Origin of the sequence: Geoglobus ahangari (genome assembly GCF_001006045.1) — an archaeon.
Classification (GTDB): domain Archaea; phylum Halobacteriota; class Archaeoglobi; order Archaeoglobales; family Archaeoglobaceae; genus Geoglobus; species Geoglobus ahangari.
This window is the reverse complement of record NZ_CP011267.1, coordinates 807951-832599: the sequence shown is the minus strand read 5'-3', so window position 1 is coordinate 832599 and position 24649 is coordinate 807951. Positions and strand designations below refer to the sequence as shown.

The following is a 24649-nucleotide window of genomic DNA, read 5'->3' as shown; positions in this document are numbered from 1 at the left end:
ATGGGGCATGGAAGAGCTCCTTGCCCTTCTGCTTTCCGCGGCGCTTGGAGGGGTCATAGGATACGAGCGATCGAAGGTTCACAAGCCCGCTGGCCTTAGAACCCACATACTCGTCTCACTTGGCTCCTGTCTGTTCATGATCCTCTCGGTCAAGTTCTTCGACGATCCGGCGAGGATTGCCGCTGGAGTTGTTTCCGGAATAGGTTTCATAGGTGCAGGTACGATAATCGCGGAGAGAAGGGAGAAAACAAAGGTTGTCGGCATAACCACTGCAGCAAGCCTCTGGGTTACAGCGGCGATAGGGATGGCCGTCGGAATGGGAGAGTACCTGCTGGCCCTCTTCACCACGATCCTCACTTACGTGATTCTCCAGCTCAAGAAAGTTGAGGAGAGAATAGAGAGCTCCTGACTAAACCTCGTCCCTCACAAACTCCTCAGCCCTGCCAATCCTCCTTATTATCTCCATCTGCCTGAGGGCGAGATCCCTCGCGAAGTTTAAGTCCGTCTCTTTAAGAATCCTCCCGCCCTCCATGACCTTCTCGAGGAGGGGCTCCTTGCCCTCCGGCCCATCCTGAGAGAAAAGCCTCACCTCATCCTCGAGGGTCTCCCAGTCCCTGTAAACCTGCTTCATTCCGCTCCTCTTACCCCTCTTGGCACAGAACTCGCCGTTCCTCTCGACTATGTCCATGGAGAAGTCTATCGGCCCTGCACCGGCTATGCTCGTCCCCACACCGAACGCATCCACTACGTCTCTGAGAGAGAGTATGTCCTCTATGTCCAGCCCGCCGCTCAGCACTATTCTCACGTCACGCCTGCCCCTTATGTCCAGCTCCCACCTGATCTCTTCGATTATCTTCCTTATGTTGCCCCTTCTGCTGCTGGGCGTGTCGAGCCTGACCGCATCCACCCTCTCAACGTTCTCCACAGCCCTTATCGCCTCACTCTTCTCGTCGCAGTACGTGTCCACCAGCATAGTTCTCGGAACGCTCTCGTCAACAACCTCGTCGTATGCCCTCCAAGCAGCCACCTGATCTCCGAAAGAGATTATGAGCGCGTGGGGCATGGTTCCAACGCTCTCTATGCCCAGGTACTTCTCCGCGGCAACGTTGCTCACCCCGTCAACTCCACCTATCCAGGCTGCCCTCTCAATCATCGCGGCTATTGCAGGGTGCTGCCTCCTCGTCCCAAACGACAAGACCCGCTTATCCCCGGCAGCGAGCTTGGCCCTGAAGGCCTTCGTTGAAACGCCGGAGGAGTGGCATATGAACCCGAGCATCGCGGTCTCAAACCTCGCGAAGTCGAGGTAATGGCCCGTCACGACCATCACGGGCTCGTGCGGGAAGAAGAGCGTGCCCTCGGGCATTGCGTATATGTCGACGTTGATCCCCTCCATCAGCCTGAGCACGTCGTTTAAGCCCGAGAAGATTCCCCACCTCGAAGCCGTGAACTCGGCAACAACGTAGGGGTTGACCCTCTTCTCCCTCAGGATCTTCTCGGTCCAGATGAAGTACTTGTCAGTTGTCAGCCCCTTCTTGATGTCTTCATCCCTAACAACGAGGAACATCAAACCACCTCTTCACACCTGCAGGGTTTTGAGCCACACCTAATGCAGTATCCGGGGTACTTCCTCCCAACCTCCTCCTCCAAGTCCACACCGCAGAGGTTGGCGAGGCTCACCAGCCATGCGAAAACGTCGGCGAACTCCTCCCCCGCGTTTTCCCCAGTCCTTACGGCCTCGGCGAGCTCACCCACTTCCTCCACGAGCCACAGGAACGTCCGCTCCACTCCCCTCCTCTCGTCCTTCTCGAAGTAGAGCTCCCGGATCATGTTCTGGAACTCGGAGATTCTCACGGCTGAAAATTGAACCCGGTGTTATTAAACCCTTTGGGGATTGGAGTCGCCCGCGAGCAGTGGGCAGGCGAAAGCTTTTACCCTTTAGAGCAGAGAATGAACATGGAGTTCGTAAACTCTCCGGACGCGCCAAGGCCAGTTGGACCGTACAGCCATGCCGTCATGGCTGGAGACTTCGTCTTCGTCTCCGGTCAGATACCGCTCGACAAGGAAGGCAGAGTTCCGGAAAGCTTTGAGGAGAGGGTCAAAAGGGCAATAGAGAACGTCAGAGCCATACTCAGAGCCTGTGGGCTTGACCTCAGAAATGTGGTCAAGGTGACCGTGTACCTGAGGGACATATCAAGGTTCGAGGAGTTCAACGAGGTCTACGCCCGGTATTTCACCCACAAGCCCGCGAGGGCTGTGGTTGAGGTCTCGAACCTGCCGAAGAATGCTGACGTTGAGATTGAAGTAATAGCTTACGCTAAATCCTGACTGGCACACCTTTTTCCCTCAGATAATTTTTCAGCTCGAGGATGTCGATCTCACCGAAGTGGAAGACGCTTGCCGCAAGGGCAGCATCCGCCTTCCCGAGCTCGAACGCCTCGTAGAAGTGCTCCATTCTCCCCGCCCCACCTGATGCTATCACCGGGATGCTGACCTCCTCGCTTATCTTCCTCGTTATCGGAAGGTCGTAGCCATCCTTTGTCCCATCCCTGTTCATCGACGTCAGCAGTATCTCGCCTGCCCCGAGCTCCTCAACCCTCTTTGCCCACTCCACCGCGTCAATTCCTGTTGGCTTCCTTCCCCCATAAATAACAACCTCGTACCATGCCTTCCTCCCATCCTCGAGCTCCACGAAGTGCTTCCCCCTGCTCAGGTCGAAGTTCCTCCTGCAGTCTATTGCCACGACAATGCACTGGGAGCCGAAGATCCTCGCACCCTCCCTGACGAGCTCGGGATTCTTAACAGCCGAGGTGTTTATCGAGACCTTGTCCGCTCCCGCCCTCAGCATCACGTTTATGTCGTCTACGCTCCTTATTCCCCCGCCCACCGTGAAGGGTATGAAGACCTCCTCAGCCGTCCTCTCGACCACATCCACCATCGTCTCCCTGCCGTGAGCGGACGCGGTTATGTCCAGAAAAACGAGTTCATCTGCTCCTTCCTCATCGTACCTTTTTGCCATCTCCACCGGATCGCCAGCTCTCCTCAGGTTGACGAACTCGACGCCCTTGACAACCGTCGCCCCCTTCTCATCCAGAGTTACGTCGAGGCAGGGGATGATCCTCTTGGTCAGCATACACACCACTAATATCTTATCTCAAACCCGTCAAACTCTCCCGTGTACTCCTCCTCGATTATCTCGAGCCCCTTGACGTTTGCGAACTTCGGGCCCTCCTTGAGCGATGAGATGAACTTGTCGAGCTTCTGCTCCTCGCCCTCCGCAACAACCAGAACCCTGCCGTCGGGAAGGTTCATCACGTACCCCTTCACACCCATCTCCTGAGCCTTCCTCCTTGTGAAGTACCTGTAACCCACGCCCTGCACTACACCACTGACGTAAATTCTGAGGCGCTTCATCTCACCATCCCATCCAGACTTTCGCTTGTGATGTATTAAATCATTTCCGTTCCCTTTTGAGGGTTACAGACAAAACCCGAGAAGTGTTAACTAACAGGCGCAAAACTACTGGTCATGGTGGGTTACGGAAAGGTTGTTGACCTCGGCTTTGACGAGGCTGTGGAGAGGGTGAAGGAGAGGCTGGCTGAGGAGGGCTTCAGCGTCGTGTGCGAGATAGACGTGGGAAAGACGATAAGGGAGAAGATCGGAAAGGAGATTGGAAGGTACGTGATCCTCGGTGCCTGCAACCCTCACCACTCCTTCAACGTCCTCTCGGCGAACAGAGAGTTCGGACTGCTCATGCCGTGCAACGTGGTCGTCTACAGCCTTGACGATGGAGTTCACATCTCGGCCATAACACCGCTCGCGCTCGCACAGCAGTTCGGGGACGAGAGGATAACCGAAACTGCCGGGGAGGTTGAGGAGAGCCTGAAGAGGGTTATCGACTCTATTTAGGCTCCCTTCCGGAGTAGGAAATTATCTTAACCCTTTCCTCCGTTATCAGACCCTCCCTCACTATTTCAACGAGCCTGCGCTTCACCCTCTCTATGTTTTCGACTGTGTCCACAACCTCCACAACAACCGGGAGGTCGGATGAAAGCCTGAGAACAGACGAGTTGTGGATCACGCTCGACTTCCCGTAGCCGAGCATGCCCCTCAGAACGGTTGCCCCGGCTATGCCTTCTTTCCTGAGAAACTCAACGATGTACCTGTAGAGGGGCTTTCCCTCATACCTGTCGCTCTCACCCAGGTATATCCTGAGGAGGATTCCGTCCCTCATGGGTGCAACCTCCAGACTGCGAGAGCCAGAACTCTCCCAGCATAAACCGCGAGTATACACGTGACGAGGTTGAGGATGACGTTCTGCACGAACCCTAAATAGTTGACCTCCATGAGCATCCTGAATGACTCGTAGCTGAACGTGGACATTGTCGTGAAGGAGCCGAGAAAGCCGACCGCAATCAGAGCCCTTATCTCCTGAGAGAAGAGGCCGAAGTACTCGGCCGAGAACATGAAGAACCCGAGAAGGAAGCTCCCGATCATGTTAACGCTCAGCGTTCCCACGGGGAAGGTGTGTCCGTCCTGAACCACCCCCGAAAGCACGTACCTCGCCACCGCTCCGAGCATTCCCCCTATGGCCACGTAGGCAAGCAGCACACGGCAAGGATCTGCGGGGTTGTTTAAAGCCTTTCCGGGAAGAGGTTTATATTCCGGGAGGGACAGAGGGAGAAACATGATAGCGATTGTTTCGAACGTCCACTCCAACCTCCCTGCCCTCGCCGAGTTTCTGTCGAGGGTCGAGAGGCTGAAGGAGGAGGGCAAGGAGGTTGAGAGGATATACATCATATCGGCCATCGGGCTCATGCCCTATCCGAGTGAGACCGTAAGGCTGCTCTCCGAAAGGCCTGAGGGATACATAAGGGTCATCTCGGGGAAGTACGACAGGCTGATCGCCAGATGGGGAGAGATGGACGAGAAGGAGAAGGAAGAAGCGGTTGGGAGGGAGCTCGCTGAGGTCTTGGACGTGTACTGGGACATGCTCGGACACGACGGAAGAAAGTGGCTCAGGACCGAGCCGGAAAGCTTCCTGACGGACAAATTTGACTCCAACGAGTTCTACTTCACGTACGGGCTGATAGACAGTCCGGACGATATGCCCGCAGAGAACGAGACTCCGAGCTACTACGAGAGCAGGTTCGCCGAGCTGAAGAAGTACGAGGTCATCAGCGTTGCCGGAAGGAGGCACTATGCAGTCAACACCAAGATAGGGAAGATCGTCTGCCCCGGAACCCTCGGAGTCGGGAAAAGTCCAGCTTTTGCCCTCGTTGACACGAGCACACTCGCGGTCTCTTTCGAGAGCTTCAGCTACAACATAAAGGAGGTCGAGGACAGGATCAATGAGCTTGAGGTGTCGAGGGCTGCGAAGGACTTGCTGAGAGAGATACTTTACAGGAAGAAGGCCATACCTTAGCCCCTGTACTCGAGCAAGAGGTACCACTCCCTCTTTTCTTCAGCTTTCTTTTCCCTGAGAACTCTGAGTTCATCTGGAACATTCACCTTTTCCCCCTTCGAGACGAACACGACCCTGCCTCCCAGCTTGAGTCTGGGAAGGAAGCGCTTTAGGGCTTCCATCGAGTGCGCGGGCTCAAGGGTGAGGTCGCAGAGGATTAAATCCAAGGCAGGGATTGTGGAGGTGTCGAGGGTGAACGCGTCACCGAAAATTACCCTGACGTTCTCCTTTTCCCTCGCTATCCTCTCGAGCTGATCCTCGAACTCCCTGCTGTACTCGATGCCGATCACAAACCCTGCCTTTTCGCTCGCGTAAAGCAGGAACCCCCCGGCACTGCTCCCGAGATCGAGAACCGTCTCGCCCCCAGAGAAGATCCCCCACTCCTCGTCCAGCTCCAACAGCTTGTAGTAGCCCGCTGGCCTGTCGTCCGCGAGAACCTCTATCCTCTCGTCGCCCCTCATCCCGTAGGAAGGCTTTACCCTCCTGCCATTCACGAGCACGAGCCCCTTCCTCACAGCAAGCTTTGCCCTGCTCCTGCTTTCGAAGTAGCCGTTAGCGTGAAGCCACACGTCCAGCCTCATTCGTCATCCCAGAAGAGCCTCGCCTTTCTCTCCACAACCCTGGCCCTCTCCTCACCCTTCTCGCTCCATCTTATCCACTCCTCCGGCGCGTTCTTGCTCGCTCCTCCATGGGATGTCAGTCTCTTCCTGACCCTGATCAGGACGGGGGTGTTTATGGCCACCCCTGAAACCACGGCCTGACCCTTTGTCAGTCCCGGCAGCTCCTCTATCATCTCCCTCCCTATGCTCTCCACGCTCTTCCTCACGTTGTCCTGATCAGCCGGGTTGACCATCCTCATGACCACCTGAGTCATGCACTGGCTGAGGATGTCGCTGTCGATCTTTGACGGCCTCTGGCTTATCAGGCACACGCCAACGCCGAACTTCCTACCCTCGCTCAGTATTGTTCTCAGAACGTCAAAGCTCCTTGAGTCACGGGAGGCGAAGCGGTGAGCCTCCTCTATGATCACGAAGACCGGATACTCCAGCTTCTCCCCGTCACTACCCTTTTCAGCGTTTATCCTCGCCTTCAGTATCCTCTTCATGAGGGCCGAGACGAGGAGTTCCTGTTCCATGTCGCTCATCTCGGTGAGCTGCAGAATGCTTGCCTGCCCCGGCCTGAGGAGGTTCTTCAGGTCCATGTGCCTGTAGTCGTCTATCAGGTCCATGTCCCTCAGGTACCTCCTGACCCTCCATATAAGGCCGTTCGCCGTCGTTTCCTCCCTCTCCCTGAGCTCCTCGAGCCTCGCAATGAGGTCGTCAACCGTGAAGTGTCCCTGCTCTGAAAGCTCCCTGTAGATCCTGCTGAGCATCGCCTCCATCTTGTCGGTGAGGTTGGGCAGCAGGTTCACAAGCTCATCGTAGTCGAGCTCGCTGAGCCTCAGCTTTATGTCCTCCCTGCCGTAGATCCTGACTCTCGGGGAGTAATCGCCATCCCTGAACTCCTCGAGTCCCTCCACCTCCCGAAGGGTGTGGTACTCACCGTGAGGGTCGAAAACGAGGACGCTCGCCCTGTTGTAGGGCTTCAGAAGCTCCTCCACTATGACGCCAGCAAGGTAGCTCTTGCCACTTCCCGTTCCTGCAAGAATCGCAAGGTGCTCGCTCACAGTCAGGGATGTGTCTATGACCACAGGTATGTCCTCCTCCCTGTTGAGCAGGTAGCCAAGATGAATGCTCCCAACCTCTCCAGCCCTCTTCTTCAGCAGCGCGGACTCTATGATCTCCCTCTCAGCGAGATACACCGGCATCCCGGGCTTGGGTGGGATTCGCGGGTTTATGAACCCGAGCTGCCTGTCGTAGTAGCCGAGGATTGTCGCCCTCATCTCATAGAGGTCGAACTCCCTCGTGCTCACCCCGATTACCCTCAGAATCCTCTCTGGCTCCACGGAGGGATTGGAGAGGTATATGTCCGGGTACTGTCTCAGCGGTAGCCTCTTCGAGACCCTGCAGAGGACCTTCCTGCCGTTGAAGTTGTAGTAAACGAACTCCCCGACCTTCAGCCTTGTGTTGTCGGGTGTTATGAACCTGAACTCGTGAGGGCTCTCTGCAGGCCCCTTGACCAGACCCACCGGCTTCACAGGTCCACCTCCCTGAGAAGGCTGTACTCTATCTCCGCCAGAACTATGTCAAGCACATCCCTGTACTCCGGGAGCAGGCTCGACAGCCTCTCGACGACTATCCTCGCCAGCTCCCTGTCCCTCCTCATCAGGTATGGGAGGTAGGGGACAGACAGCTCCCCGCTACTCGTGTGAGCCTCTATGACTCCAGCATCGTCCATGATCTCGACCTCATCACCAACCTTTGGCATCGTCCTCGGTGCACGGGATCGCGAGTCCATCAGCACCACGAACCTCGTAAAGACGTTTGGCTCCGCGAGATCTGGGAGAAACGCCCTTATCCTCTCAACATCACCCTTGCTGAGGTACTTCGATATCTCATCCTCCTGCTGGAACACCTCGGCACTTACAGCCACGAGATCTCCAACCCTGACGAACGTTCCTATCTCCACCTCTCCGTCAACCTCGAACTCCCTTCTGGAGTTAACCCTAACAACCCTCATTCGATCACCTTGCTCATGTACTTGAAGGATATCCCCGCGCTCTTCAAAACACTCACGAAGGCTTTCTTCTCCTTCTCGCTTATTCTGGCGTTCTTATGCGCCCTCTCAAGGATGTAGGGGTAGCCTGAAGTCGACCCGAGCCTGCACTCGGCGTAGACAACTTCCATTATCTCATCCACCATCTCCTCGCACCACGCGGGAATCTCAACCCTGACCGGCAGGGAGGGGTTGGGCCGGAAGTAGACAGCAAGCATGGGCGAGCCTGTCTGGATCGGAGATGTGTACTCGTAGAGCGAGAGGTGATCTGAGAGAACGTAGGTATCATAGACGCCCATGCGGAGATCCTTCATGTAGCTCCTGTCCACATAGCCGATGACCGGAACGCCGAGCCTCTCGGAAAGTCTGAGGAGCTCGTCTATCTCCATCCTGTAAGCCCTTTTCAGCGCCTCGTTGAGCTCGTACATGTAGGGCGCCCCGAGGCTTCCGTCGTAGAACGCGTAGTCCACCTCCCCAAGGTTCTCCTTCACCATCTCGATCTCAAGCCTGAACCTCTCGAACTCGAGGTTGGTGTCGGAGATCAACCTGCTTCTGAACCGGACATCATACCTCCCGCTGCCGTGGTGCACGAGGATTCCAGCAGACTGAACCCCGCCAAACGGAATTCCGAAGTCCTTCAGCGGAGCGATCTGGCTCCCGTCAACTCCGAGAACCCTCAGACCGTCGAGGATCTCGAACTCGTCTGAGCGGGATATCCTCCTCTTCTCAACCCACACGTCAAACTTCCTGCTTCTGATCTCCTCAACCCTCCTGACGAATTCGTGTATGTTGTCGAACAGTCTGCCCTCCATGCTCATGCCACACTCACCCCGTTCTCCTTCCTAACTCTGATCGCGTTCTCCACCATCTCCTCGAACGTGTCGTCGTGGCTTATGACGACTATCTGCCTGAAGTCCGAGATCCTCGAGATCTGCTGGGCGAAGTTCCTCCTCCTCTCCGAGTCCATGTTCTGGGTAGGCTCGTCGAAGAACACCACTGGAGAGGAGGACGTGGCCTTGAGGAGAGCGAGCCTGACGGAGAGAGCTGCGACCATCTGCTCCCCACCGCTCATCTGCCTGAAGTCGATCTCCCTCCCCATGTACCTCGCCCTTATCCCGTAGTCCTCCGTCCACTCGATCTGCCAGGAATAGTCGTCCATGATCTCGCAGAATATCCTGTTAGCCTCCACACTGACGAGCTCTGCATATATCCTCGCCAGCTCCGGAACGGCTTTCTTGAACACCTCCCTTAAATCCCTGACGAACTCGAGCTTCCTCTCAAGAACCTCGACTTCTGCTGCAACCCTCTCAAACCTCTCTGCATCTGCCTCAAGCTCCTCAACCTCGCCCCTTAGCCTCCTGACCCCCCTCTCCACCGCGGACATCTCCCCCTTTATGGAGGCTACCTCAGACCTCGCCTTTTCCACCTCGCTCTCGAGCCTCCTGAAGTCCTCCTCGCTGAACCTCCCTTCCAGCTCGTCCATCCTCCTTCTCAGCTCCTCAAGCCTTCTCTCGTTCTCTTTCACGTTTCCCTCAACATCCCTCTTTCTCTCTTCAAGGCTCTCCCTGACCTTCAGCCTTTCAACCGTGGCGATGTATTTCTCGTAGTCTCCCCTGAGAGCTTTCATCTCCTCCTCCACCCTGCTCAGCTCAGAGATCAGGCGATTGTGCTCCTCCTCAGAGCCTCTCAGCTGCTCCTCTTCTTTCTCGATAGCCTTCAGCTCCGACCTGTTCTCCTCGATCCTCCTCTCGAGCTCCTCTATCTCCCTGAGAACGCTCCTGACAACCTCGAGCTTCTTCTCACTCCCCTCAACCCTCTCGAGTGCCTTCACGACCTCATCTCTCGCCGAAATTGTGTTCTCGAGCTCCTCAGCCCTCTTTCTAAGCTCCCCCAGTCTCGCCACCTTTTCCTCAAGCTCCCTTTCGAGATCTTTTTCCCTCTCGAGCTCCCTGCTGAGGGAGAAAACCTTCTTGTCCAGCTCCTTCTTCAGGTTCACAGCCTTCTCGGCCTTGCCCAGCATCTCAAGGTACCTTTTCAGCTTTTCCCTCAGCTTCTCCAGATCCTCCTCGTACCTCATCTTTTCCTCCCTGACCCTCTCGCAGTCCACGTCGATGAGGGGGCACCTGCCCTCCCCTATCCTCTCAACGGTTCTCTCAAGCTGCCTGATCTGGTGCTCGAGCTTGGAGATTATGCTCTTCAGGCCGTCCCTCTTCTCCTCAACTTTCTCAAGCCTGCGAGCCTTTTCGACCAGCCTGTCCAGCTCCCCCCTCTTCTTCCTCAGGCCGGAAAGCTCCCTCCTGATCTCCCCAACTCTGCTCTCAAGCTCGGCAATAACGCTCTCAAGCCCCTTCTTCTCCGCAATTGCACCCTCTATCCTCTCCAGCCTCTTTCTCAGAGCCCGTTCCTCCTCAGCCAGTCTCTCGAGCTCCTCGGTGTCCCCGAGGCTCTCCCTCTTCTTTCTCACACTCTCGACAGTTGAGGCTATCCTGTCCCTCAGTACGGCAATCCTCTGCCTCAAAGCCCTGAGCTTCTCCACCTGAGCCTCAAGCTCTCTGACACGGGCTTTCATCCTCTCGTGCTCCTTCTCGAGGCTCAGGTATTTTCTGTACGGGGCCTCAAGCCTCTCAAGGGACTTCTCGAACTCCCGGATCTCCCTAAGATCTCTCTCAATCCTCTGCAGCTCCTCTCTCTCAATGTCCACGATCTGCTCGACTCTCTTCACCTCAGCCCTGAGCCTCTCCAGCTCGTCCCTCAAACTCCTGAGCTCTTCGAAGGACTTCTGGAGAGACGTGAGCCTTTCTACACTCTCTTCGAGCCTTCTTCCTAGCTCTTTGAGCCTTTTCTCGGCCTTCTCAAGCTCCTCTTTCCTCCTCTCGAGCACCCTCTTTCTCTCCTCGAGTCTCGAGAGCTCCACCCTCAGGCTGGAGATTTTCTCCTCAAGCATCCTCTCGTACTCCCTGCTCCTCTCGAATGCCCTGTCGTACATCTCTATCCCGAGAAGAGGAGAGAATATCCCCTTCCTCTGGCTCGGGCTCAGGAGGAAGTGTGCCGTGATGTTGCCCTGATTCACCCCTATCGCGTTCTCGAAGACAACTTCTGGCTCGACGTCAAGGCTGAAGTGGGTCTTGACCCAGCCTTTCACATCCCTCACTCCTTCAGCCACCCTCCCGAGCTCCTCGTCCTCAACGTAGTACTCGGCTGTTCTGTCCCTCTCTATCCTCCTGACCACCCTGTAAACCCTCCCGTCGAGGGGGCTCTCGAGCCTTACCGCCACCTCTCCCCTGACCTCACCTCTTCGAAGGAACTCTGAGATGTTGTAGGGGAGGGAGTTGAAGAGGGCGAAGCCTATGGCCTCCAGAATCGTGGATTTTCCGGCTCCATTTTCACCTATGATCGCGTTCAGACCCCTCGTGAGCCTTATTCTCTGCCTCCTGTAGCTCTTTATGTTCTCGAGGTAGACCTCGTGGATCATCCCGCCTCCCACCACCTCCACTCTTCTTCGCCGTCTTCAGCAGTTTCGAACTCCCTTTCCTCCCTCTTAAGCTCCTCCCTTGCCTCCTCAACCTTCTCGGAGATTATGGCCGTGACTATATCATCCACAGCCTCAATCCTCCCTTCCACGAACAGCTCCTTGAGCCTGAGCACCTCCTCGGCTATGTCCTCATACCCGAATCCCTTCAGTATAGCGGAGATGACGCTCCTCTCTATCTCCTTTCTGGATGAGACAGAGAGGTTCGTGGCCTGCAGAACTCCTCGTGAGTAATCAACCTCAACCCTCAGAACGAGCGGATTCAGAGTCTCCCTCGCGATCCCCTCAATCTTCTCCCTGTCGATGTTCCTGTCAGTGCTTATCCTGAGGTGCACCACCTCTTTTCCCTCCCCCCTCTCCCTCAGCAGCCTCTCCCTGAGGCTCGAGTAGTCTTCAAAGTTTAGCTCGATCACCCTGAAAACCCTCGGCCTGTAGAAGGAGCTGACGTGCCTGTAGCTCAGCTCGCCGTCGTATTCAACCAGAAAAATGCCCTTCTCAAAGCGATACTCGTTGAGGTCGCAGCTCTCCAAGCTTCCGGGGTTGAATATGAAGTCGTCCTCCACGTACTTCTTGTGGATGTGCCCGAGGGCAACATAATCTATCCTCTCCCTGTGGACGTGGAGTCTCTCGGAGTTTATGCAGCCGTAGATGTTCATGTAGCCCTCAACGCCGAAGTGGGACATGAAGATCGTAAATCCATCGCCCACAACGTGAGGCAGGTAGGAGTCGAGAATTTTCTCGGTGAGCATCCCATAGTACTTCAGCCCGTACACCCTCGCATCCCCAACGTCGATGTACGCCCCGCTCCTTCCGTCCCACTCCTCAACCTCCATCTCTCCACCTGCAAAAGAGGGTTTCAGGTTGACCACGAGCCCCTGAGAGCTCAGGTAGTCCATCCACGTGAACCTCTCCCTGAAGTACGTTGAGTCGTGGTTCCCCTCGACCGCAATGACCTGACACCCAGTCCTCTCGAGAACCACGGTTGCCTGCGCGAGGGTCACGGGATCCATCTCGCTCTTCTTGTGAAACAGATCACCGGCTATGAGCATGAAATCGACGTTCTGCTCTTCAGCAAACTCCACCGCCTTCTTGAAGGCCTGAGCGAAGTCGAGAGCCCTCTCCTCACTGCCGTACTGCCTGTAGCCAAGATGAACATCTGCGAGGTGAGCAAATCTCACATGGAAAAGAGGGTCGAGCAGGTATTTACACTTTCGCCTGCCCAAAATATAATATCAAAATTGTTTGTGAAAGGATTAAATTTCAGCCTCAAAGTCCTCGACGCTGTACGGAAACTCGGTAAAACCGCGGTTCTTGAGCACCTCTCTCGCCAGAATCCAGTAAACCAGCGCCAGAGCCTTCCTTCCCTTGTTGTTCGTAGGAATGACGAAGTCCACGTTTGCGACGCTGTTGTTGGAGTCGCACAGAGCCACCACAGGGATACCTATGTCGGTGGCCTCATCAACTGCCTGCGAGTCTATGGCAGGGTCGGTGACAACCACAATGTCTGGCTCCCTGTACTCCTTGATGGCAGGATTGGTGAGCGTGCCGGGGACGAAGCGCTCTATGACGTAGTCAGCCCCAGTAACCTTTGCAAACATCGTCACGGGCTTCTGGCCGTACTGCCTCGCAGCCACCACAAGAATCTTTGATGGGTTGTAGCGTGCAAGGAGCTTCCCTGCGAGCTTCAGCCTCTCGTCGAGAATCCTTATGTCAAGGACATAAAGTCCATCCGGCCTGACCTTGTAGATGAACTTCTTCATGTCGCCCGTCTTTATCTGTGTTCCAATGTGCACTCCTGCCGCGAGGTACTCGTCCGGAGGTACGAGGTACTCGTACCCCTCCTCTGCTTCCCTCATCATGCCCTCTTTTTCCTTTATCATCTTTACCACCTTATTTCAGCCATTTTGGCGTCAATCATCTCTTCAATCCTGATTAGCTCGTTGAGCTTGGCAATTCTCTCCCCACCAACAACGCCCGTCTTTATTAATGTTGCGTTGAACGCCACTGAAAGATGGGCAAGCCCCTCGTCCTCCGTCTCCCCGCTCCTGTGGGAGACGACGACGTCCCAGTTCCTCGACTTGGCCAGCCTGACCGCATCTGCTGTGTCGGAGAGCGTTCCGATCTGGTTCGGCTTTATCAAAACGGTGTTGACGGACGAGAGCTCTATCGCCCTCTCAATCCTCCTGACGTTTGTTACAAGCAGATCATCCCCGCACACCATTGCCCTAACCTGCTTCGTCAGCTCGGCGAAGCCCTCAAAGTCGTTCTCCTGAAGGGGATCCTCCACGTAGAGTAGCTCGTACCTGTCCACCAGCTCGGCTATATAGCTTATCTGCTCCTCCTTCGTGAGCTTCCTGTCCTTGTAGACGTATCGCTCCCCGTCCCAGAGCTCGGTCGCGGCAACATCCACGCCCATCCTCACCTTAACTCCGTGCTCGTCCTCCACCCTTGAAATGGCCTCGCTGAGTATCTCGAAGGCCTGCTCGTCTGTTATCTGCGCCGCCCAGGCACCCTCATCACCCTTGGCAGCGAAAATCCCTCTCTCCTTGAAGATCTTCTTCAGCTGCATGTGAACCCTCGTGTTGATGTACTGGGCCTCGAAGAAGGACTCTGCACCAACAGGAATTATCAGGAACTCCTGAATGCTCGTGGATCCCTCAGCGTGAGCTCCACCGCCTATGACGTTGCCGAGAGGATAGGGAAGAGTTTCCGCGAGCGCGCCAGCGAGGTACTGGAAGAGGGGTATGCCGAGGGCGTTGGCAGCTGCCTTTGCGGTGGCTATGCTTGCCGTGATGGCGAAGTTTCCGCCTATGCTCGAGAAGTTCTCCGTCCCGTCCTCCTCCCTGAGGGCGCGGTCAACCTCCCTCTGGTCGAAGACGCTGATTCCTATGAGCGCTCTCGAGACCCTGTCCTCGATCTCCTCTATTTTGAATGGATCCACGGCAACAGCTTCCTCACTGCCGGTCGAGGCTCCGCTCGGAGCCATCGCCCTGCCTACGCTTTCCTCAGTTACCACCTCACACTCCACAGTCTCCCTGCCCCTGCTGTCGAAGACTATCCTGTACTGAACATCCTCGATTATCATGACACCACCTCAGAAGAGGTCATACCTCCTGAGCCAGACAAACGCGTTGCTCCTCCTCTTAACGGTTATCGGAATGACGCCCCTCTCAAACTCCTCCTTTGCTATGTCGAGGGGGTTTTTACTCTGAGTGTCAATAAGGACGGGGGCGCCCATGGCGATCTGGAGCGCCCTCGCCCCGATAATTCTCGCCTTCTCAAATCTCGTGTACTCGAACGGGAACACTTTTTTCAAACGCCATCACCCCTTTAAAATGGGGCCGCCGAGATTTGAACTCGGGTCACGGCGTCCCGAACGCCGCAGGATGACCAGGCTACCCCACGGCCCCATGGTACCTGGCAAACTCCTTAATCACGGACTTGTACGTCAGAAACATCCTCCTGCAGCAGTACCTGTTTATCCCAAGCTCGTCCAGAGCCTCCTTCGGCGTCTTGCCCTCGTCGAGGAGGGCCTTGTACTCCTCATACCTGTGGGCTATAACGGCCCCGCAGGTGAAGCATCTTACGGGAAACATGAAAAAATCACCTGTATGAGGTCTGCCTCCTCTTTCTCGCTCCCCTGCCTCCCTGTTTCTTCGGCTCCTTCCTTCTAACGTCGTTGACGAGCAGGGTTCTGTCGTACTCGAGGAATGCCCTCTTGAGCTCCGGATCTCCAGAGAACTCGAGCAGAGCCCTTGCGATTGCTGTTCTCGCTGCCTCTGCCTGCCCCATCACTCCGCCGCCCTCAACCTTGACATCGATGTCAACCTGATTGACGAGATCCTTGGCGATCATGATGGGCTCCATTATCTTGAGTCTGATCATCTCGGGCTGAATTATCTCCACAGGAACCTTGTTTATTCTTATCCTGCCCTTTCCGGGCCTTGCAGTTGCCCTCGCTATTGCTGTCTTCCTCTTTCCGCTCGTAACCACTACCTTCACGCTCTCACCTCGTAGCCCAGATACCTGCTGACGTCCTCAAGGTATACGTACTTCTCGGTTTTTGAAACCTTCTCATACAGCGCGACATCAACCTTCTCGAACTCCCTGTCCTTGAGCTGCTCGGGCACGCCCATGAACACCCTGAGCCTTCTGTAAGCCTCTCTACCCCTCCTGCTCTTCCAGGGGAGCATCCCCCTGACGGTTCTCTTGAAGATCTTCTCCGGGTGCCTCGGGAAGTACGGGCCCTTCTCCTTGCTGCCCCTGTCGTACTTCTCCTTGTACCTCTCGAACACGTTCTCCGGGCTGCCCGTGATTATCGCCTTCTCCGCGTTCACCACCACTATTCTCTCACCCTCAAGAAGCCTCTTGGCTATGTAGCTGGAAAGCCTGCCGAGAATGTGCCCCGAGGCATCTATAACCCTGTAATCATCACCAAGAGTTCTGAGAACCCTCTCCACATTAACGCTCATTAAGGTTCACCTCACACCATTATCCTGACCTTCTTACCCTCAGGATTTTCCTTTAAAGCCTCGTGAAGGGATATGCACCTGCCACCAGCGGCCTCTATCTTCCTCCTCGCAGACTCGCTGAACCTCCAGGCAGCAACAGTCAGAGCCTTGCTGATCTCTCCGCCTCCGAGCACCTTGCCGGGAATGATGACCATCTCGTCCTCCCTCGCATACCTCTCGAGCTTGCCCACGTTCACCTCAGCGTAGTTCCTGAGTGGCTTCGCAAGCCTCTCTGCGATGTCCTTCCACACCTTGGCCTCCTTTTCTGCCGATGTCTTCAGCAGGTCGTCTATCAGCCTGACGAGATTCGGGTTGCTCTTCCTCCTCTGCAATCTCCTAATCCTGCTCATCTTCTATCACCATTACTGCCAGCTTTTCAGCGTGAGAGCAAGGTTATTTAAAAGTATCTGCTCAGACAAGCTTTCGAAATATAAGGATTTTGATGGGCAGAAGCGTGAGGTGATAAAAAGTTTTAAAGGTCTGAAGCAAGAGTTCCGCGATGATCTCCGGCGTTGGGCCAGCCCTCGTGGACAGGATATGCCTGATAGACGATTTTCCCCCGAGAGGTGGGCAGGCGATAGTGAGGAGGTCTGAGAAGCACGCAGGGGGCGCTGCAGGGAACGTGATCTACGGCCTGTCCCTCTTTGGTGTCAGAACCAGATTTTTCTCGACCATAGGGGATGACGAGGACGGAGAGTTCTACAGGACGGAGATGGAGAGGGCTGGGGTTGAGTGCGTTTTCGAGGTTCTGGAGTGCGAGACCGGCAGGGTGGACGTGTACGTTGACAGGCATGGAGAGAGGACGTTCTTCGTCTTCCCAAATGCAGCCGGGAGGTTTTATCCCTACCTAAGGGACGAGCACTACAGCTGGGGTGAGTACTTCTACCTCGACCCGTTCCCGTTCGAGGGTAGCCTAAACGCGCACATCACAATAGCTGAGAGGGCAAAGGAGCACGGGAAGACTGTTGTGCTGAACCCGGGCTACCCCTACTCAAAGCTCGGGCTTGAGGCGCTCTCACCTCTCCTGAAAAACACGGACATCGTCTTCCTCTCAAGGGACGAGTACGAGATGCTCAGAGGGATAGAGCAGATGGTTGAGCTAACGGTCATAACGCTCGGCAAGGAGGGAAGCATGGCGATTCGCAATGGTGAGAGAACAAGGGTTCCAGCGCTCGAGTGTGAGGTCGTGGACACAACAGGGGCTGGGGATGCGTTTGCAGCCGGATTTCTCTACGCCATGATGTCCGGGCACGGGCTGGAAGTCTGCCTTGCAGCGGGGAACTTCACGGCCTGCCACAACATACAGAGGCTGGGGGCGAGGAACTTCCCAAAAAAAGAGGATCTGGATGAATTCATTGAGAGCTACCCGAAGTAGTCGAGGGAGGAGTTCGCGAACGCCCCCTCGTACCTCCTAAGCACCTCAAACCTGTAGTCGTCCAGAATTACCTCCCTGACCGCGTCGATGGGGATGTCGAGCTTTATCTCCCTCGTCCTGCCGTACCTCCCCTTTGAGATTATTATGGAGTTTATTATGCCGAGCATGTCAAGCTCAGATATGAGGTCGCTCACCCTCCTCTGGGTCAGCACGTCCATCCCGATCTTTCTGCAGAGAGACTTGTAAACCGCGTAGACCTCTCCCGTCGTGAACTTCCTCTTTCCGCTCGTGTGCAGGACTATCATGGCGTAGAGGACGAGCTTGCTCTGGTTGGGGAGGGTCTTGACCGCCTCGATTATGTGGTCACACTCCATCTTCCTGACTGCCTCCTTGACGTGCTCCTTGGTCACCACGCTGTCGTTGTTCGCTTCAGCGATCTCTCCGCTTATCCTTAGCAGGTCGAGGGCTTTCCTCGCGTCTCCATGCTCCTGCGCGGCAAGAGCGGCGCAGTATGGGATGACTCCTTCATCAAGAACACCCTCGTGAAAAGCAAGCTCTGCCCTCTGGGCAAGTATGTCCTCAAGCTGGGTGGCGTTGTATGGTGGAAAAACGATCTCCTCCTCGCTGAGGGAGCTCAGAACTCTCGGATCCAGAAAGTTCTTGAACTTCAGGTCGTTTGATATGCCTATCAGACTTACCCTCGCGTTCTCGAGCTCTGAGTTTATCCTCGACAGGTTGTAGAGAACGTCATCGCCCTTCTTCACGAGCTTGTCTATCTCGTCCAGCACAATGATGATGGTCTGATCCCTCGCGTCTATCGCCTCCTTGAGCTCCTCGTAAACTTGATCCGTCGGCCATCCGGTCATGGGCACGCTCTTACCGAGAACCTTCGCGAGTGTGGCGAGGACTCGGTACTGCGTGTCAATGATCTCGCAGTTGAGGTAGTGCACGTAGCAGTGCACATTCATCTTCCTGCTCGCTTCCTCCAGCTGCCTCCCCACAAACTTTACAGTCGCGGTCTTTCCGGTTCCGGTCTTACCGTAAATCAGAATGTTTGAGGGTGTTTCGCCGTGAAGGGCCGGGAGAAGAATGGAAGCTATCGCCTCTATCTGCTCCTTCCTGTGGGGCAGATACTCGGGGGTGTAAGAGTGCCTCAGCACATCCCTGTTTTTGAAAATCCTCGTTTTTCTGAGCATCTTCTCGAAAATATTACTGTCAATCATAGGCACACCTCTTGAAACAGAAGTGTTTCAAGTTTGAGAGCATAATTTATGAACTTTGTGATTGCAGAGTGATAAATTTTTAAAAAACTTTAATTTTTCTCAATCTATTTCTAATCCCCATTTAATCCCCTCAGCCTCCTGACCTCCTCCACCACCTTCGGCAGGATTTTGCCAGCCATGCCGTGTATGACCACGTCGAAGAGGTGGTCAGCGTGGGTTTCCTCAGCATTAATAATGATGAGCCTAGCGCCGCTGCTCTTAGCGTAGACAGGGAGGTGTGCCGCAGGATAGACCACGAGGGAGGAGCCCACGACCACGAAAACGTCGCTCCTCTTGCTCTCCTCTATTGCAGCGCTTAGAGTGGCTGCCGGAAGCTGCTCCCCGAACAGCACAACCCTCGGCTTGAGATAGAGGCTGCCGCACTCGCACCTCACCTCTCCCTCGACGAGCATCCCCTCGATGTCGTCCCACCTGTAAACTCTCCCGCAGTCGAGGCAGTCAACAAGCTCCATCGAGCCGTGAAGCTCGTACACCCTGCTGCTTCCAGCCCTCTGGTGGAGCATGTCTATGTTCTGGGTTATAACAGCCTTCACAATGCCCATCCTCTCCAGCTCAGCTATAGCGTGGTGAGCTGGATTCGGCTCAGCCTTCACCTTAACCATCAGCTCCCTTGCAAAGTCCCAGAACGCCTTGGGGTTCCTCTTGAAGCCGTAGATTGACGCGACCTCTTCCGAATCGTACCTCGACCAGAGCCCGTCGCTCCCCCGGAACGTCGGAATCCCGCTTTCAGCACTCACTCCAGCTCCTGTGAACACGACCGCATGCTTTGCCCTCGCAAGGAGCTCCGCGGCCCTCCTGATGGAGTCCTCCATTGAGATCACCTCAAAAGAAAAGATTACTTCGAAATTGCGAAAAGCGCCATCCTCTCCCTCACCAGCAGCCCGAGTTTCTCCACTCCGGCTATCTCAAGCTCCTCATCGCCAATGTCGTAGAACTCGCATACTCTCCTGACCTTCTCCTCGTCAAGCTCGAGAACGTCCTCCTCTCTAAAGCCAAGCCCCTCAAGAGATGCCCTGCACCCGGAAACGTCCACGACCACGACCCTGTTCTCTCCCTCCCTCAGCCCGAGTTCGAGGGCCTGATTTATCTGCCTCGTGGCCGCAACGTGGAGGAGAATCTCCATTGAGAGCGTCTTGGCGACCCTCTTTCCAGCCTCCCACATCTTCAGCGCCTTTTCCGCAGCAAACCTGACTGAGTCGAGGTCGACAACGTAGTCAGCGTTTACCAGCACGCACCCGTCCGGGAGCTTTGATAGGAATTCCCTCACGTTCTCGACTTTCACCCTGCCCTGATAGACCCTCATAGGACTCTCGTCACCGACTCCATCCTGATTCCCCTGTCGGTTATGTCGTACCTGAACACAGCCTTCGGCACGAGGGTTCTCTTCAGCTTTATAATCTTCATCCTCCTCTGAATCTCCGTCTCGGCCTCCCTTATGCTCAGCTCAATCACGCCATCAACAACCTGCTTCACAGCAGTCTCAAATGTCGATTCGAACATTCCCTTCGTGAAGAGGACGAGGATAACGGAGCTGTTCTTTCTCGCGCTCACCGCCATTGACTCGAGCATCCCGATTACTGCCTTCCTGTCGTAATCCTCGGCAAAGTACCAGAGGTTGTTGAGAACCACCCTCTTGTAGTCCTTCGAGCACTCGGTGATTACCCTGTTGTACGGGTCGCCGGAGAGGGTGATGCTCTCCCTCAGGCCAAGAGTTCCGACCCTCGCCCCCATGAAGTCGATGAACTTGACCTTCTCCAGATCCTCGTCGGTCAGGTTCAGGTACAGCTTCATGCTCTCCTTTACCTCGTCGCTGGTGTCGTTCGTGGAGATGTAGAGGGACTTCTCACCCCTCTTTATCCCCTCGTGAATGAAGTGGTACGAGAACACCTCCGCTCCCGCACCGGGATCTTCGAGAATGAGTATGACGCTTCCCGCAGGAAAACCGCCGCCGAGCTGAGAATCAAGGTTGAGTATGCCCGTGGAAACTCTCTCCATAACTCCCACCTGAAGATTAATGTCCAACTAAATTTATAAACATTTCCTGTTAAAAGTGGGTGATGGAGCTGAAGTTCGACGAAAGGGGGCTCATTCCCGTGATAGCTCAGGACGCGGAAACAAAGGAGGTGCTCATGCTGGCCTACGCAAATGCAGAGGCCGTGAGAAAGACCCTTGAGACAGGGAGAGCTCACTATTACAGCAGGAGCAGAAAGAGGCTGTGGATGAAGGGGGAGGAGAGCGGAAACGTTCAAGAGGTAGTTGAGATCAGGGTTGACTGCGACGGGGATGCGCTCCTGTATGTTGTGAGGCAGAATGGTGTTGCCTGCCACACCGGGAACTACTCATGCTTCTTCAGAAAACTGGAGGGTTATGAATGAAGTACGTTGTTGATACAAGCGTCATAATTGACGGAAGAGTTTCGAAGATGATTGAGAGTGGAGAGATAAAGGGCACGATAATAATACCCGAGGCCGTTCTGGCAGAGCTGGAGGCTCAGGCCAACTTCGGCAGGATGACCGGATTTCAGGGCCTCGAAGAGGTCAGAAGAATAAGGGAGCTTGCCGAGAGGGCTGGGTTCGACGTGCTGTTTCTCGGAGAGAGGCCGAGCCTCGAGCACGTGAGACTTGCGAGGGGTGGAGAGATAGATAACCTCATCCGCAAGGTCGCTGAAGAGGAGAGGGCCGTGCTCATAACCGGGGACAGGGTTCAATACACCGTGGCGGTATCGAAGGGAATAGAGGCGATATACGTCAGGAAGGAGACCATAAGGCCCGAGGAGACGAGGATAGTGAAGTTCTTCACTGAAGACACTGCCAGCGTCCACCTGAGAGAGGGCGTTCCAGCTTACGCAAAGAGGGGCAAGATAGGCCAGCTTGAACTCGTGAAGATCACGGAAGAGCCCCTGAGCCTCGAGGAGTTGAAGGAAATAGCCCACGAGATCTTAGAGGCCGCAAGTCAGGACGAGGAGAGCAGCATAGAGATCGAGAGGAAGGGCGTAACAGTCGTTCAGATGAGAGATCTGAGGATAGCCATAGCAGAGAGGCCATTCGCCGACAGGATGGAGATCACTGCGGTGAGGCCGATAGCGAAGGCCACGCTCGACGACTACGGGATAAGCGAGGAGCTGAAGAAGAGGTTCATAGAGAGGCAGAGAGGGATTCTGATATCCGGGCCTCCCGGAGCCGGTAAGTCCACATTCGCGGCGAGTGTTGCCAACTACCTGATGGAGAACGGGTATATGGTCAAGACGATGGAGAGCCCGAGAGACCTGATGGTCAGGGACGAGATCACGCAGTACGCTCCCCTCGAAGGGGACATGGGGCTGACTGCTGACGTGCTGCTGCTCGTCAGGCCAGACTACACGATCTACGACGAGGTCAGGAAGACCTCTGACTTTCAGGTGTTCGCCGACATGAGGCTGGCAGGAGTGGGGATGATCGGCGTCACTCACGCGACAAGGCCGATAGATGCGATACAGAGGATGATAGGCAGAGTGGAGCTTGGAGTTATACCGCAGGTAGTGGACACGGTGATATTCATAGACGCCGGAAGGGTCGAGAAGGTCTACGAGCTGAGCTTCACGGTCAAAGTCCCATACGGAATGACCGAGGCGGATCTGGCGAGGCCTGTGATTGAGGTCGTGGACTTCGAGACAAAGAAGCTTGAGTACGAGATATACACCTACGGTGAGCAGGTAGTCGTGATGCCCGTTGAGGAGACGTCAGAGAACAAGCTGCTCGTCTATGCCATAGAGAGCAAGATAAAGGACCTCGTCTCTGTCTACGAGATAGTCCCGGTGAGCGACAGGAAGGCAATCGTCAGAGTGGCTGAGGACGAGATCCCGTACCTGATAGGAAGGAAGGGGAAGAGGATAAAGCTGATTGAAGAGGAGCTGGGAGTGAGCATAGAGGTCGAGCCGCTGAAGGTTGAGAAAGGAAGCGAGGTGGAGACGTACGTGGAGGAGAAGGGCAAGCACTACGTGATACACGCGGAAGGGCTTGAGGGCAAGAAGGTGGATGTGTACGCTGGCAGTAAGTACCTCTTCACGGCTGAAGTGGGCAGGAAGGGCGTCATAAGGGTCAGGAAGGACAGAGATGCTGGAAAGGAGATAAAGCTCGCGCTGGCAAAGGGAGAGAGAATAAGGTTGAGATACTGATGAAAAGCAGATACCTGCTCTCAATATTTTACCTGCTGACCGGCGTTCTCGCCCTCGCTCTCGCACCATACTACGCGAGCGCCGGGATGCAGGCCTTCGAGGACACGGGCAGCGTCTCCAACTCGGTCTACTACATGGGCATGATCCTCGGGTTTACCGCTGTTGTGCTCGTGCTGGCAAAGATGAGGAAGAATCTCCTGAAGTTCATCTTCTACGCCTTACTCGCAGTCACGTACTTCTACGCGTTTCTCCCGTTCCTCGGAATTCTTTCAGCCATCCCTTCACTAATCCTGCTCGCAGCACTCGTGAAGAGCAGACACTGGATCGTCGTGAACATTTCCGCGATTCTCGTTGGCGCTGCCATAACCGCGATATTCGGGATAAGCATGGAGCCCCTGCCTGTCATCGTGCTCCTCGTCGCTCTGGCCGTTTACGACTACATAGCAGTCTACAAAACCGGCCACATGGTCACCCTCGCAGACAGCGTCTCGGAGATGAACATACCTGTGGTCTTCATCATACCCGGGAAGGAGAGGGATGCGGTCATGGGGGTTGGAGATGCGGTGATGCCCAACATACTCGCCGTCTCAGCTCTAACCTTCAACGGCTGCATTTACCAAGCTGCCCTGACTTTTGCTGCCGGCTATATTGGCCTGCTAATCCTGCTCAGGATGGTCGAGAAAAAGAAGGGGGCACATCCGGGCCTGCCGATACTCAATTCACTCGCCATTGCCGGATTTCTCGCCGGACTTCTGCTCTGCAAGTGATTTTATTGTATCTACAAGCTCCTCGATCCCCTCTCCTGTAACAACCGAGACCGCACGCCTGTCCCTGAAGCTGTGGAGATCTGCCTTGCTGTAAATCTCGATTACTGGCAGATCGAATTCCTCTCTCACCTCCTCAAGCAGGGAAAGCTGCTTTTCGAGCTCGAAGCCACATGACTCCGTCGGATCTATCACGAACACCACAACATCCGCCAGATGCCTGAGGGCAAGCACAGCCCTCCTCTCTATCTTGTTCCTCTTCTCGAACGGCCTGTCAAGGAGACCGGGGGTGTCTATGACCTGAATTCTCCCAGCTGGAGAGTCAAGGTACCCCACGAATATCTTCTTGGTCGTGAACGGGTAGCTCGCCACCTCCGGCTTGACGGTCGAGATTCTCGAGATTATGCTTGATTTGCCAACATTCGGATAGCCTGCGAAAACAACCGTGAAATCGTTTGTGAGGGACGGGATCTCCCTCAGCCTCATCTTGGCCTCATTCAAGAACCTCAGCTCATCATCTATCTGCTCGATAATCGAGGCAACCCTTCCATAAACCTCCTTAAGCGTCCTCTCAGGATCCCTTCCACCCTTTATCCTCCTGATCCCTTGAGTTATGACCCTCTGGGTCATCGAGTCCGCCCACGACAGAGCTGCGAGGCTCTTCTTGATTCTCCTCAGCCCGACGACTATGTCAACCATCTCCCTGTAGAAGTCGTCGAGGTTGTCGTAAGACGGGTGAGAGGTTATGATCCTCGTGAAGTAATCCCTCAGGACGTTGGACATCGTGGAAAGCTTGTTCAGCGCCTTCTCCCTTCTGTTTCTCCCGGTGACCTTGGAGGCCCTCCTGAAGGCCTTCTCAATCAGCTCCTCTGCGGTCAGGACGGTCGGGAGTCTTCTGGCATCAAACGTCATCCCGGA

General features: G+C 55.2%; 32 protein-coding genes and 1 tRNA gene. 8 read left to right on the top strand and 25 right to left on the bottom strand.

The annotated features are described in order from the left end of the window. The first annotated feature begins 7 nt into the window (after positions 1-7). On the top strand, positions 8-409 hold the full coding sequence (locus tag GAH_RS04900; RefSeq protein ID WP_048095026.1) for an MgtC/SapB family protein: 402 nt from the start codon (positions 8-10) through the stop codon (positions 407-409). On the opposite strand, the gene GAH_RS04895 is transcribed toward GAH_RS04900, so the two are convergent. Together GAH_RS04895 and GAH_RS04890 are read right to left on the bottom strand one after the other, a co-directional pair. Beyond that, positions 410-1564, bottom strand: a complete 1155-nt coding sequence (locus tag GAH_RS04895) for a nicotinate phosphoribosyltransferase (RefSeq protein WP_048095025.1) — start codon at positions 1562-1564, stop codon at positions 410-412. It abuts the gene before it with no gap. Next, on the bottom strand, positions 1564-1851 hold the full coding sequence (locus GAH_RS04890; protein ID WP_048095024.1) for a MazG nucleotide pyrophosphohydrolase domain-containing protein: 288 nt from the start codon (positions 1849-1851) through the stop codon (positions 1564-1566). Before GAH_RS04890 ends, GAH_RS04895 begins: the two co-directional genes overlap by 1 nt. Positions 1852-1953: 102 nt before the next feature. Here GAH_RS04890 and GAH_RS04885 point away from each other — a divergent pair, with 102 nt between their 5' ends. Continuing rightward, entirely contained in the window at positions 1954-2325 is a 372-nt protein-coding gene (locus GAH_RS04885) for a RidA family protein (RefSeq protein WP_048095023.1), read from the top strand. Here GAH_RS04885 and hisF read toward each other — a convergent pair. Both hisF and GAH_RS04875 read right to left on the bottom strand, forming a co-directional pair. Then, positions 2315-3130 (bottom strand): imidazole glycerol phosphate synthase subunit HisF, encoded by an 816-nt coding sequence (gene hisF / locus GAH_RS04880; RefSeq protein ID WP_048095022.1) that lies wholly within the window; start codon positions 3128-3130, stop codon positions 2315-2317. The two genes, GAH_RS04885 and hisF, sit on opposite strands and share 11 nt — an antisense overlap. An 8-nt stretch (positions 3131-3138) precedes the next feature. After that, a complete protein-coding gene (locus tag GAH_RS04875) occupies positions 3139-3411 on the bottom strand; it encodes an acylphosphatase (protein ID WP_048095021.1) in 273 nt (90 codons plus the stop codon). Between the two features lie 114 nt (positions 3412-3525). Here GAH_RS04875 and GAH_RS04870 point away from each other — a divergent pair, with 114 nt between their 5' ends. Next, positions 3526-3906 (top strand): DUF302 domain-containing protein, encoded by a 381-nt coding sequence (locus GAH_RS04870; RefSeq protein WP_048095019.1) that lies wholly within the window; start codon positions 3526-3528, stop codon positions 3904-3906. On the opposite strand, the gene GAH_RS04865 is transcribed toward GAH_RS04870, so the two are convergent. Both GAH_RS04865 and crcB read right to left on the bottom strand, forming a co-directional pair. Then, entirely contained in the window at positions 3899-4231 is a 333-nt protein-coding gene (locus GAH_RS04865; RefSeq protein WP_048095018.1) for a DUF190 domain-containing protein, read from the bottom strand. The two genes, GAH_RS04870 and GAH_RS04865, sit on opposite strands and share 8 nt — an antisense overlap. Next, positions 4228-4608 carry a fluoride efflux transporter CrcB gene (crcB, locus tag GAH_RS04860; RefSeq protein ID WP_218915482.1) on the bottom strand — a complete coding sequence of 127 codons (381 nt, stop codon included), beginning with the start codon at positions 4606-4608 and terminating at the stop codon, positions 4228-4230. The genes GAH_RS04865 and crcB overlap by 4 nt, the downstream gene beginning before the upstream one ends. Positions 4609-4684: 76 nt before the next feature. On the opposite strand from crcB, the gene GAH_RS04855 reads away from it, so the two are divergent. Continuing rightward, positions 4685-5422: a hypothetical protein gene (locus GAH_RS04855; protein WP_048095017.1), complete on the top strand. Its 738-nt coding sequence runs from the start codon at positions 4685-4687 to the stop codon at positions 5420-5422. Here the strand turns inward: GAH_RS04855 and GAH_RS04850 are convergent. The 14 genes from GAH_RS04850 to GAH_RS04790 form a co-directional block, all read right to left on the bottom strand. After that, positions 5419-6042 carry an SAM-dependent methyltransferase gene (locus tag GAH_RS04850; RefSeq protein ID WP_048095016.1) on the bottom strand — a complete coding sequence of 208 codons (624 nt, stop codon included), beginning with the start codon at positions 6040-6042 and terminating at the stop codon, positions 5419-5421. The two genes, GAH_RS04855 and GAH_RS04850, sit on opposite strands and share 4 nt — an antisense overlap. Further along, positions 6039-7598, bottom strand: coding sequence for a helicase HerA domain-containing protein (locus GAH_RS04845; protein WP_048095014.1), 1560 nt, complete (start codon positions 7596-7598; stop codon positions 6039-6041). The genes GAH_RS04850 and GAH_RS04845 overlap by 4 nt, the downstream gene beginning before the upstream one ends. Further along, entirely contained in the window at positions 7595-8080 is a 486-nt protein-coding gene (locus GAH_RS04840) for a hypothetical protein (RefSeq protein WP_048095013.1), read from the bottom strand. Before GAH_RS04840 ends, GAH_RS04845 begins: the two co-directional genes overlap by 4 nt. Further along, entirely contained in the window at positions 8077-8934 is an 858-nt protein-coding gene (locus GAH_RS04835) for a DNA double-strand break repair nuclease NurA (RefSeq protein WP_048095012.1), read from the bottom strand. The genes GAH_RS04840 and GAH_RS04835 overlap by 4 nt, the downstream gene beginning before the upstream one ends. Beyond that, positions 8931-11603: an AAA family ATPase gene (locus GAH_RS04830; protein ID WP_156967394.1), complete on the bottom strand. Its 2673-nt coding sequence runs from the start codon at positions 11601-11603 to the stop codon at positions 8931-8933. Before GAH_RS04830 ends, GAH_RS04835 begins: the two co-directional genes overlap by 4 nt. Then, complete coding sequence (locus GAH_RS04825) at positions 11585-12823, bottom strand: metallophosphoesterase family protein (RefSeq protein ID WP_048095010.1); 1239 nt, start codon at positions 12821-12823, stop codon at positions 11585-11587. Before GAH_RS04825 ends, GAH_RS04830 begins: the two co-directional genes overlap by 19 nt. 75 nt (positions 12824-12898) lie before the next feature. Then, the gene (rpsB, locus tag GAH_RS04820; RefSeq protein WP_084632292.1) at positions 12899-13525 is read right to left on the bottom strand and encodes a 30S ribosomal protein S2; all 627 of its coding nucleotides are present in this window, start codon (positions 13523-13525) and stop codon (positions 12899-12901) included. A 2-nt stretch (positions 13526-13527) separates the two neighbouring features. Continuing rightward, positions 13528-14730 carry a phosphopyruvate hydratase gene (eno, locus tag GAH_RS04815; protein WP_048095009.1) on the bottom strand — a complete coding sequence of 401 codons (1203 nt, stop codon included), beginning with the start codon at positions 14728-14730 and terminating at the stop codon, positions 13528-13530. A 9-nt stretch (positions 14731-14739) separates the two neighbouring features. Continuing rightward, positions 14740-14952: a DNA-directed RNA polymerase subunit K gene (locus tag GAH_RS04810; protein WP_048095007.1), complete on the bottom strand. Its 213-nt coding sequence runs from the start codon at positions 14950-14952 to the stop codon at positions 14740-14742. A 29-nt stretch (positions 14953-14981) separates the two neighbouring features. Continuing rightward, a tRNA-Pro gene (locus GAH_RS04805) sits at positions 14982-15055 on the bottom strand. Beyond that, positions 15041-15241 (bottom strand): DNA-directed RNA polymerase subunit N, encoded by a 201-nt coding sequence (locus GAH_RS10555; protein WP_084632289.1) that lies wholly within the window; start codon positions 15239-15241, stop codon positions 15041-15043. The genes GAH_RS04805 and GAH_RS10555 overlap by 15 nt, the downstream gene beginning before the upstream one ends. 7 nt (positions 15242-15248) lie before the next feature. Further along, positions 15249-15647 carry a 30S ribosomal protein S9 gene (locus GAH_RS04800; protein WP_048095006.1) on the bottom strand — a complete coding sequence of 133 codons (399 nt, stop codon included), beginning with the start codon at positions 15645-15647 and terminating at the stop codon, positions 15249-15251. After that, positions 15644-16117, bottom strand: coding sequence for a 50S ribosomal protein L13 (gene rplM, locus GAH_RS04795; RefSeq protein ID WP_048095005.1), 474 nt, complete (start codon positions 16115-16117; stop codon positions 15644-15646). The genes GAH_RS04800 and rplM overlap by 4 nt, the downstream gene beginning before the upstream one ends. Positions 16118-16128: 11 nt before the next feature. Next, the gene (locus GAH_RS04790; protein ID WP_048095004.1) at positions 16129-16506 is read right to left on the bottom strand and encodes a 50S ribosomal protein L18e; all 378 of its coding nucleotides are present in this window, start codon (positions 16504-16506) and stop codon (positions 16129-16131) included. Between the two features lie 149 nt (positions 16507-16655). On the opposite strand from GAH_RS04790, the gene GAH_RS04785 reads away from it, so the two are divergent. Then, positions 16656-17531, top strand: coding sequence for a carbohydrate kinase family protein (locus GAH_RS04785; protein ID WP_048095003.1), 876 nt, complete (start codon positions 16656-16658; stop codon positions 17529-17531). Here the strand turns inward: GAH_RS04785 and GAH_RS04780 are convergent. From GAH_RS04780 to GAH_RS04765, 4 genes are all read right to left on the bottom strand, one after another. After that, positions 17519-18754, bottom strand: a complete 1236-nt coding sequence (locus tag GAH_RS04780) for an ORC1-type DNA replication protein (RefSeq protein WP_048095002.1) — start codon at positions 18752-18754, stop codon at positions 17519-17521. The two genes, GAH_RS04785 and GAH_RS04780, sit on opposite strands and share 13 nt — an antisense overlap. Before the next feature lie 110 nt (positions 18755-18864). Next, positions 18865-19626, bottom strand: coding sequence for an NAD-dependent protein deacetylase (cobB, locus tag GAH_RS04775; protein WP_048095001.1), 762 nt, complete (start codon positions 19624-19626; stop codon positions 18865-18867). 23 nt (positions 19627-19649) lie between these two features. Then, positions 19650-20117, bottom strand: coding sequence for a KEOPS complex subunit Cgi121 (gene cgi121, locus GAH_RS04770; protein WP_048095000.1), 468 nt, complete (start codon positions 20115-20117; stop codon positions 19650-19652). Further along, complete coding sequence (locus GAH_RS04765; protein WP_048094999.1) at positions 20114-20809, bottom strand: RAD55 family ATPase; 696 nt, start codon at positions 20807-20809, stop codon at positions 20114-20116. The genes cgi121 and GAH_RS04765 overlap by 4 nt, the downstream gene beginning before the upstream one ends. A 62-nt stretch (positions 20810-20871) precedes the next feature. Between GAH_RS04765 and hisI the strand changes: the two genes are divergently transcribed. From hisI to GAH_RS04750, 3 genes are read left to right on the top strand one after another with little or no spacing between them, the layout of a single operon-like run. After that, positions 20872-21189, top strand: coding sequence for a phosphoribosyl-AMP cyclohydrolase (gene hisI, locus GAH_RS04760; protein WP_048094997.1), 318 nt, complete (start codon positions 20872-20874; stop codon positions 21187-21189). Further along, complete coding sequence (locus GAH_RS04755) at positions 21186-22967, top strand: PINc/VapC family ATPase (RefSeq protein WP_048094996.1); 1782 nt, start codon at positions 21186-21188, stop codon at positions 22965-22967. Before hisI ends, GAH_RS04755 begins: the two co-directional genes overlap by 4 nt. Continuing rightward, a complete protein-coding gene (locus GAH_RS04750; RefSeq protein ID WP_048094995.1) occupies positions 22967-23734 on the top strand; it encodes a presenilin family intramembrane aspartyl protease PSH in 768 nt (255 codons plus the stop codon). Before GAH_RS04755 ends, GAH_RS04750 begins: the two co-directional genes overlap by 1 nt. Here the strand turns inward: GAH_RS04750 and GAH_RS04745 are convergent. Beyond that, a complete protein-coding gene (locus tag GAH_RS04745; RefSeq protein WP_048094994.1) occupies positions 23687-24643 on the bottom strand; it encodes an NOG1 family protein in 957 nt (318 codons plus the stop codon). The genes GAH_RS04750 and GAH_RS04745 overlap by 48 nt on opposite strands. Between the last annotated feature and the right edge of the window lie 6 nt (positions 24644-24649).

What these genes read in the sequence shown, in the direction of transcription:
- GAH_RS04750 (WP_048094995.1), top strand. Translation starts at nt 22,967, where the DNA reads ATGAAAAGCAGATACCTGCTCTCAATATTTTACCTGCTGACCGGCGTT.
- GAH_RS04755 (WP_048094996.1), top strand. Translation starts at nt 21,186, where the DNA reads ATGAAGTACGTTGTTGATACAAGCGTCATAATTGACGGAAGAGTTTCG.
- GAH_RS04855 (WP_048095017.1), top strand. Translation starts at nt 4,685, where the DNA reads ATGATAGCGATTGTTTCGAACGTCCACTCCAACCTCCCTGCCCTCGCC.
- cobB (WP_048095001.1), bottom strand. Translation starts at nt 19,626, where the DNA reads ATGGAGGACTCCATCAGGAGGGCCGCGGAGCTCCTTGCGAGGGCAAAG.
- GAH_RS04790 (WP_048095004.1), bottom strand. Translation starts at nt 16,506, where the DNA reads ATGAGCAGGATTAGGAGATTGCAGAGGAGGAAGAGCAACCCGAATCTC.
- GAH_RS04745 (WP_048094994.1), bottom strand. Translation starts at nt 24,643, where the DNA reads ATGACGTTTGATGCCAGAAGACTCCCGACCGTCCTGACCGCAGAGGAG.
- GAH_RS04780 (WP_048095002.1), bottom strand. Translation starts at nt 18,754, where the DNA reads ATGATTGACAGTAATATTTTCGAGAAGATGCTCAGAAAAACGAGGATT.
- GAH_RS04850 (WP_048095016.1), bottom strand. Translation starts at nt 6,042, where the DNA reads ATGAGGCTGGACGTGTGGCTTCACGCTAACGGCTACTTCGAAAGCAGG.
- cgi121 (WP_048095000.1), bottom strand. Translation starts at nt 20,117, where the DNA reads ATGAGGGTCTATCAGGGCAGGGTGAAAGTCGAGAACGTGAGGGAATTC.
- GAH_RS04865 (WP_048095018.1), bottom strand. Translation starts at nt 4,231, where the DNA reads ATGAGGGACGGAATCCTCCTCAGGATATACCTGGGTGAGAGCGACAGG.
- GAH_RS10555 (WP_084632289.1), bottom strand. Translation starts at nt 15,241, where the DNA reads ATGTTTCCCGTAAGATGCTTCACCTGCGGGGCCGTTATAGCCCACAGG.
- hisI (WP_048094997.1), top strand. Translation starts at nt 20,872, where the DNA reads ATGGAGCTGAAGTTCGACGAAAGGGGGCTCATTCCCGTGATAGCTCAG.
- GAH_RS04840 (WP_048095013.1), bottom strand. Translation starts at nt 8,080, where the DNA reads ATGAGGGTTGTTAGGGTTAACTCCAGAAGGGAGTTCGAGGTTGACGGA.
- GAH_RS04885 (WP_048095023.1), top strand. Translation starts at nt 1,954, where the DNA reads ATGGAGTTCGTAAACTCTCCGGACGCGCCAAGGCCAGTTGGACCGTAC.
- eno (WP_048095009.1), bottom strand. Translation starts at nt 14,730, where the DNA reads ATGATAATCGAGGATGTTCAGTACAGGATAGTCTTCGACAGCAGGGGC.
- GAH_RS04875 (WP_048095021.1), bottom strand. Translation starts at nt 3,411, where the DNA reads ATGAAGCGCCTCAGAATTTACGTCAGTGGTGTAGTGCAGGGCGTGGGT.
- GAH_RS04785 (WP_048095003.1), top strand. Translation starts at nt 16,656, where the DNA reads ATGATCTCCGGCGTTGGGCCAGCCCTCGTGGACAGGATATGCCTGATA.
- GAH_RS04895 (WP_048095025.1), bottom strand. Translation starts at nt 1,564, where the DNA reads ATGTTCCTCGTTGTTAGGGATGAAGACATCAAGAAGGGGCTGACAACT.
- rpsB (WP_084632292.1), bottom strand. Translation starts at nt 13,525, where the DNA reads ATGATAAAGGAAAAAGAGGGCATGATGAGGGAAGCAGAGGAGGGGTAC.
- GAH_RS04870 (WP_048095019.1), top strand. Translation starts at nt 3,526, where the DNA reads ATGGTGGGTTACGGAAAGGTTGTTGACCTCGGCTTTGACGAGGCTGTG.
- GAH_RS04835 (WP_048095012.1), bottom strand. Translation starts at nt 8,934, where the DNA reads ATGAGCATGGAGGGCAGACTGTTCGACAACATACACGAATTCGTCAGG.
- rplM (WP_048095005.1), bottom strand. Translation starts at nt 16,117, where the DNA reads ATGAGCGTTAATGTGGAGAGGGTTCTCAGAACTCTTGGTGATGATTAC.
- hisF (WP_048095022.1), bottom strand. Translation starts at nt 3,130, where the DNA reads ATGCTGACCAAGAGGATCATCCCCTGCCTCGACGTAACTCTGGATGAG.
- GAH_RS04765 (WP_048094999.1), bottom strand. Translation starts at nt 20,809, where the DNA reads ATGGAGAGAGTTTCCACGGGCATACTCAACCTTGATTCTCAGCTCGGC.
- GAH_RS04900 (WP_048095026.1), top strand. Translation starts at nt 8, where the DNA reads ATGGAAGAGCTCCTTGCCCTTCTGCTTTCCGCGGCGCTTGGAGGGGTC.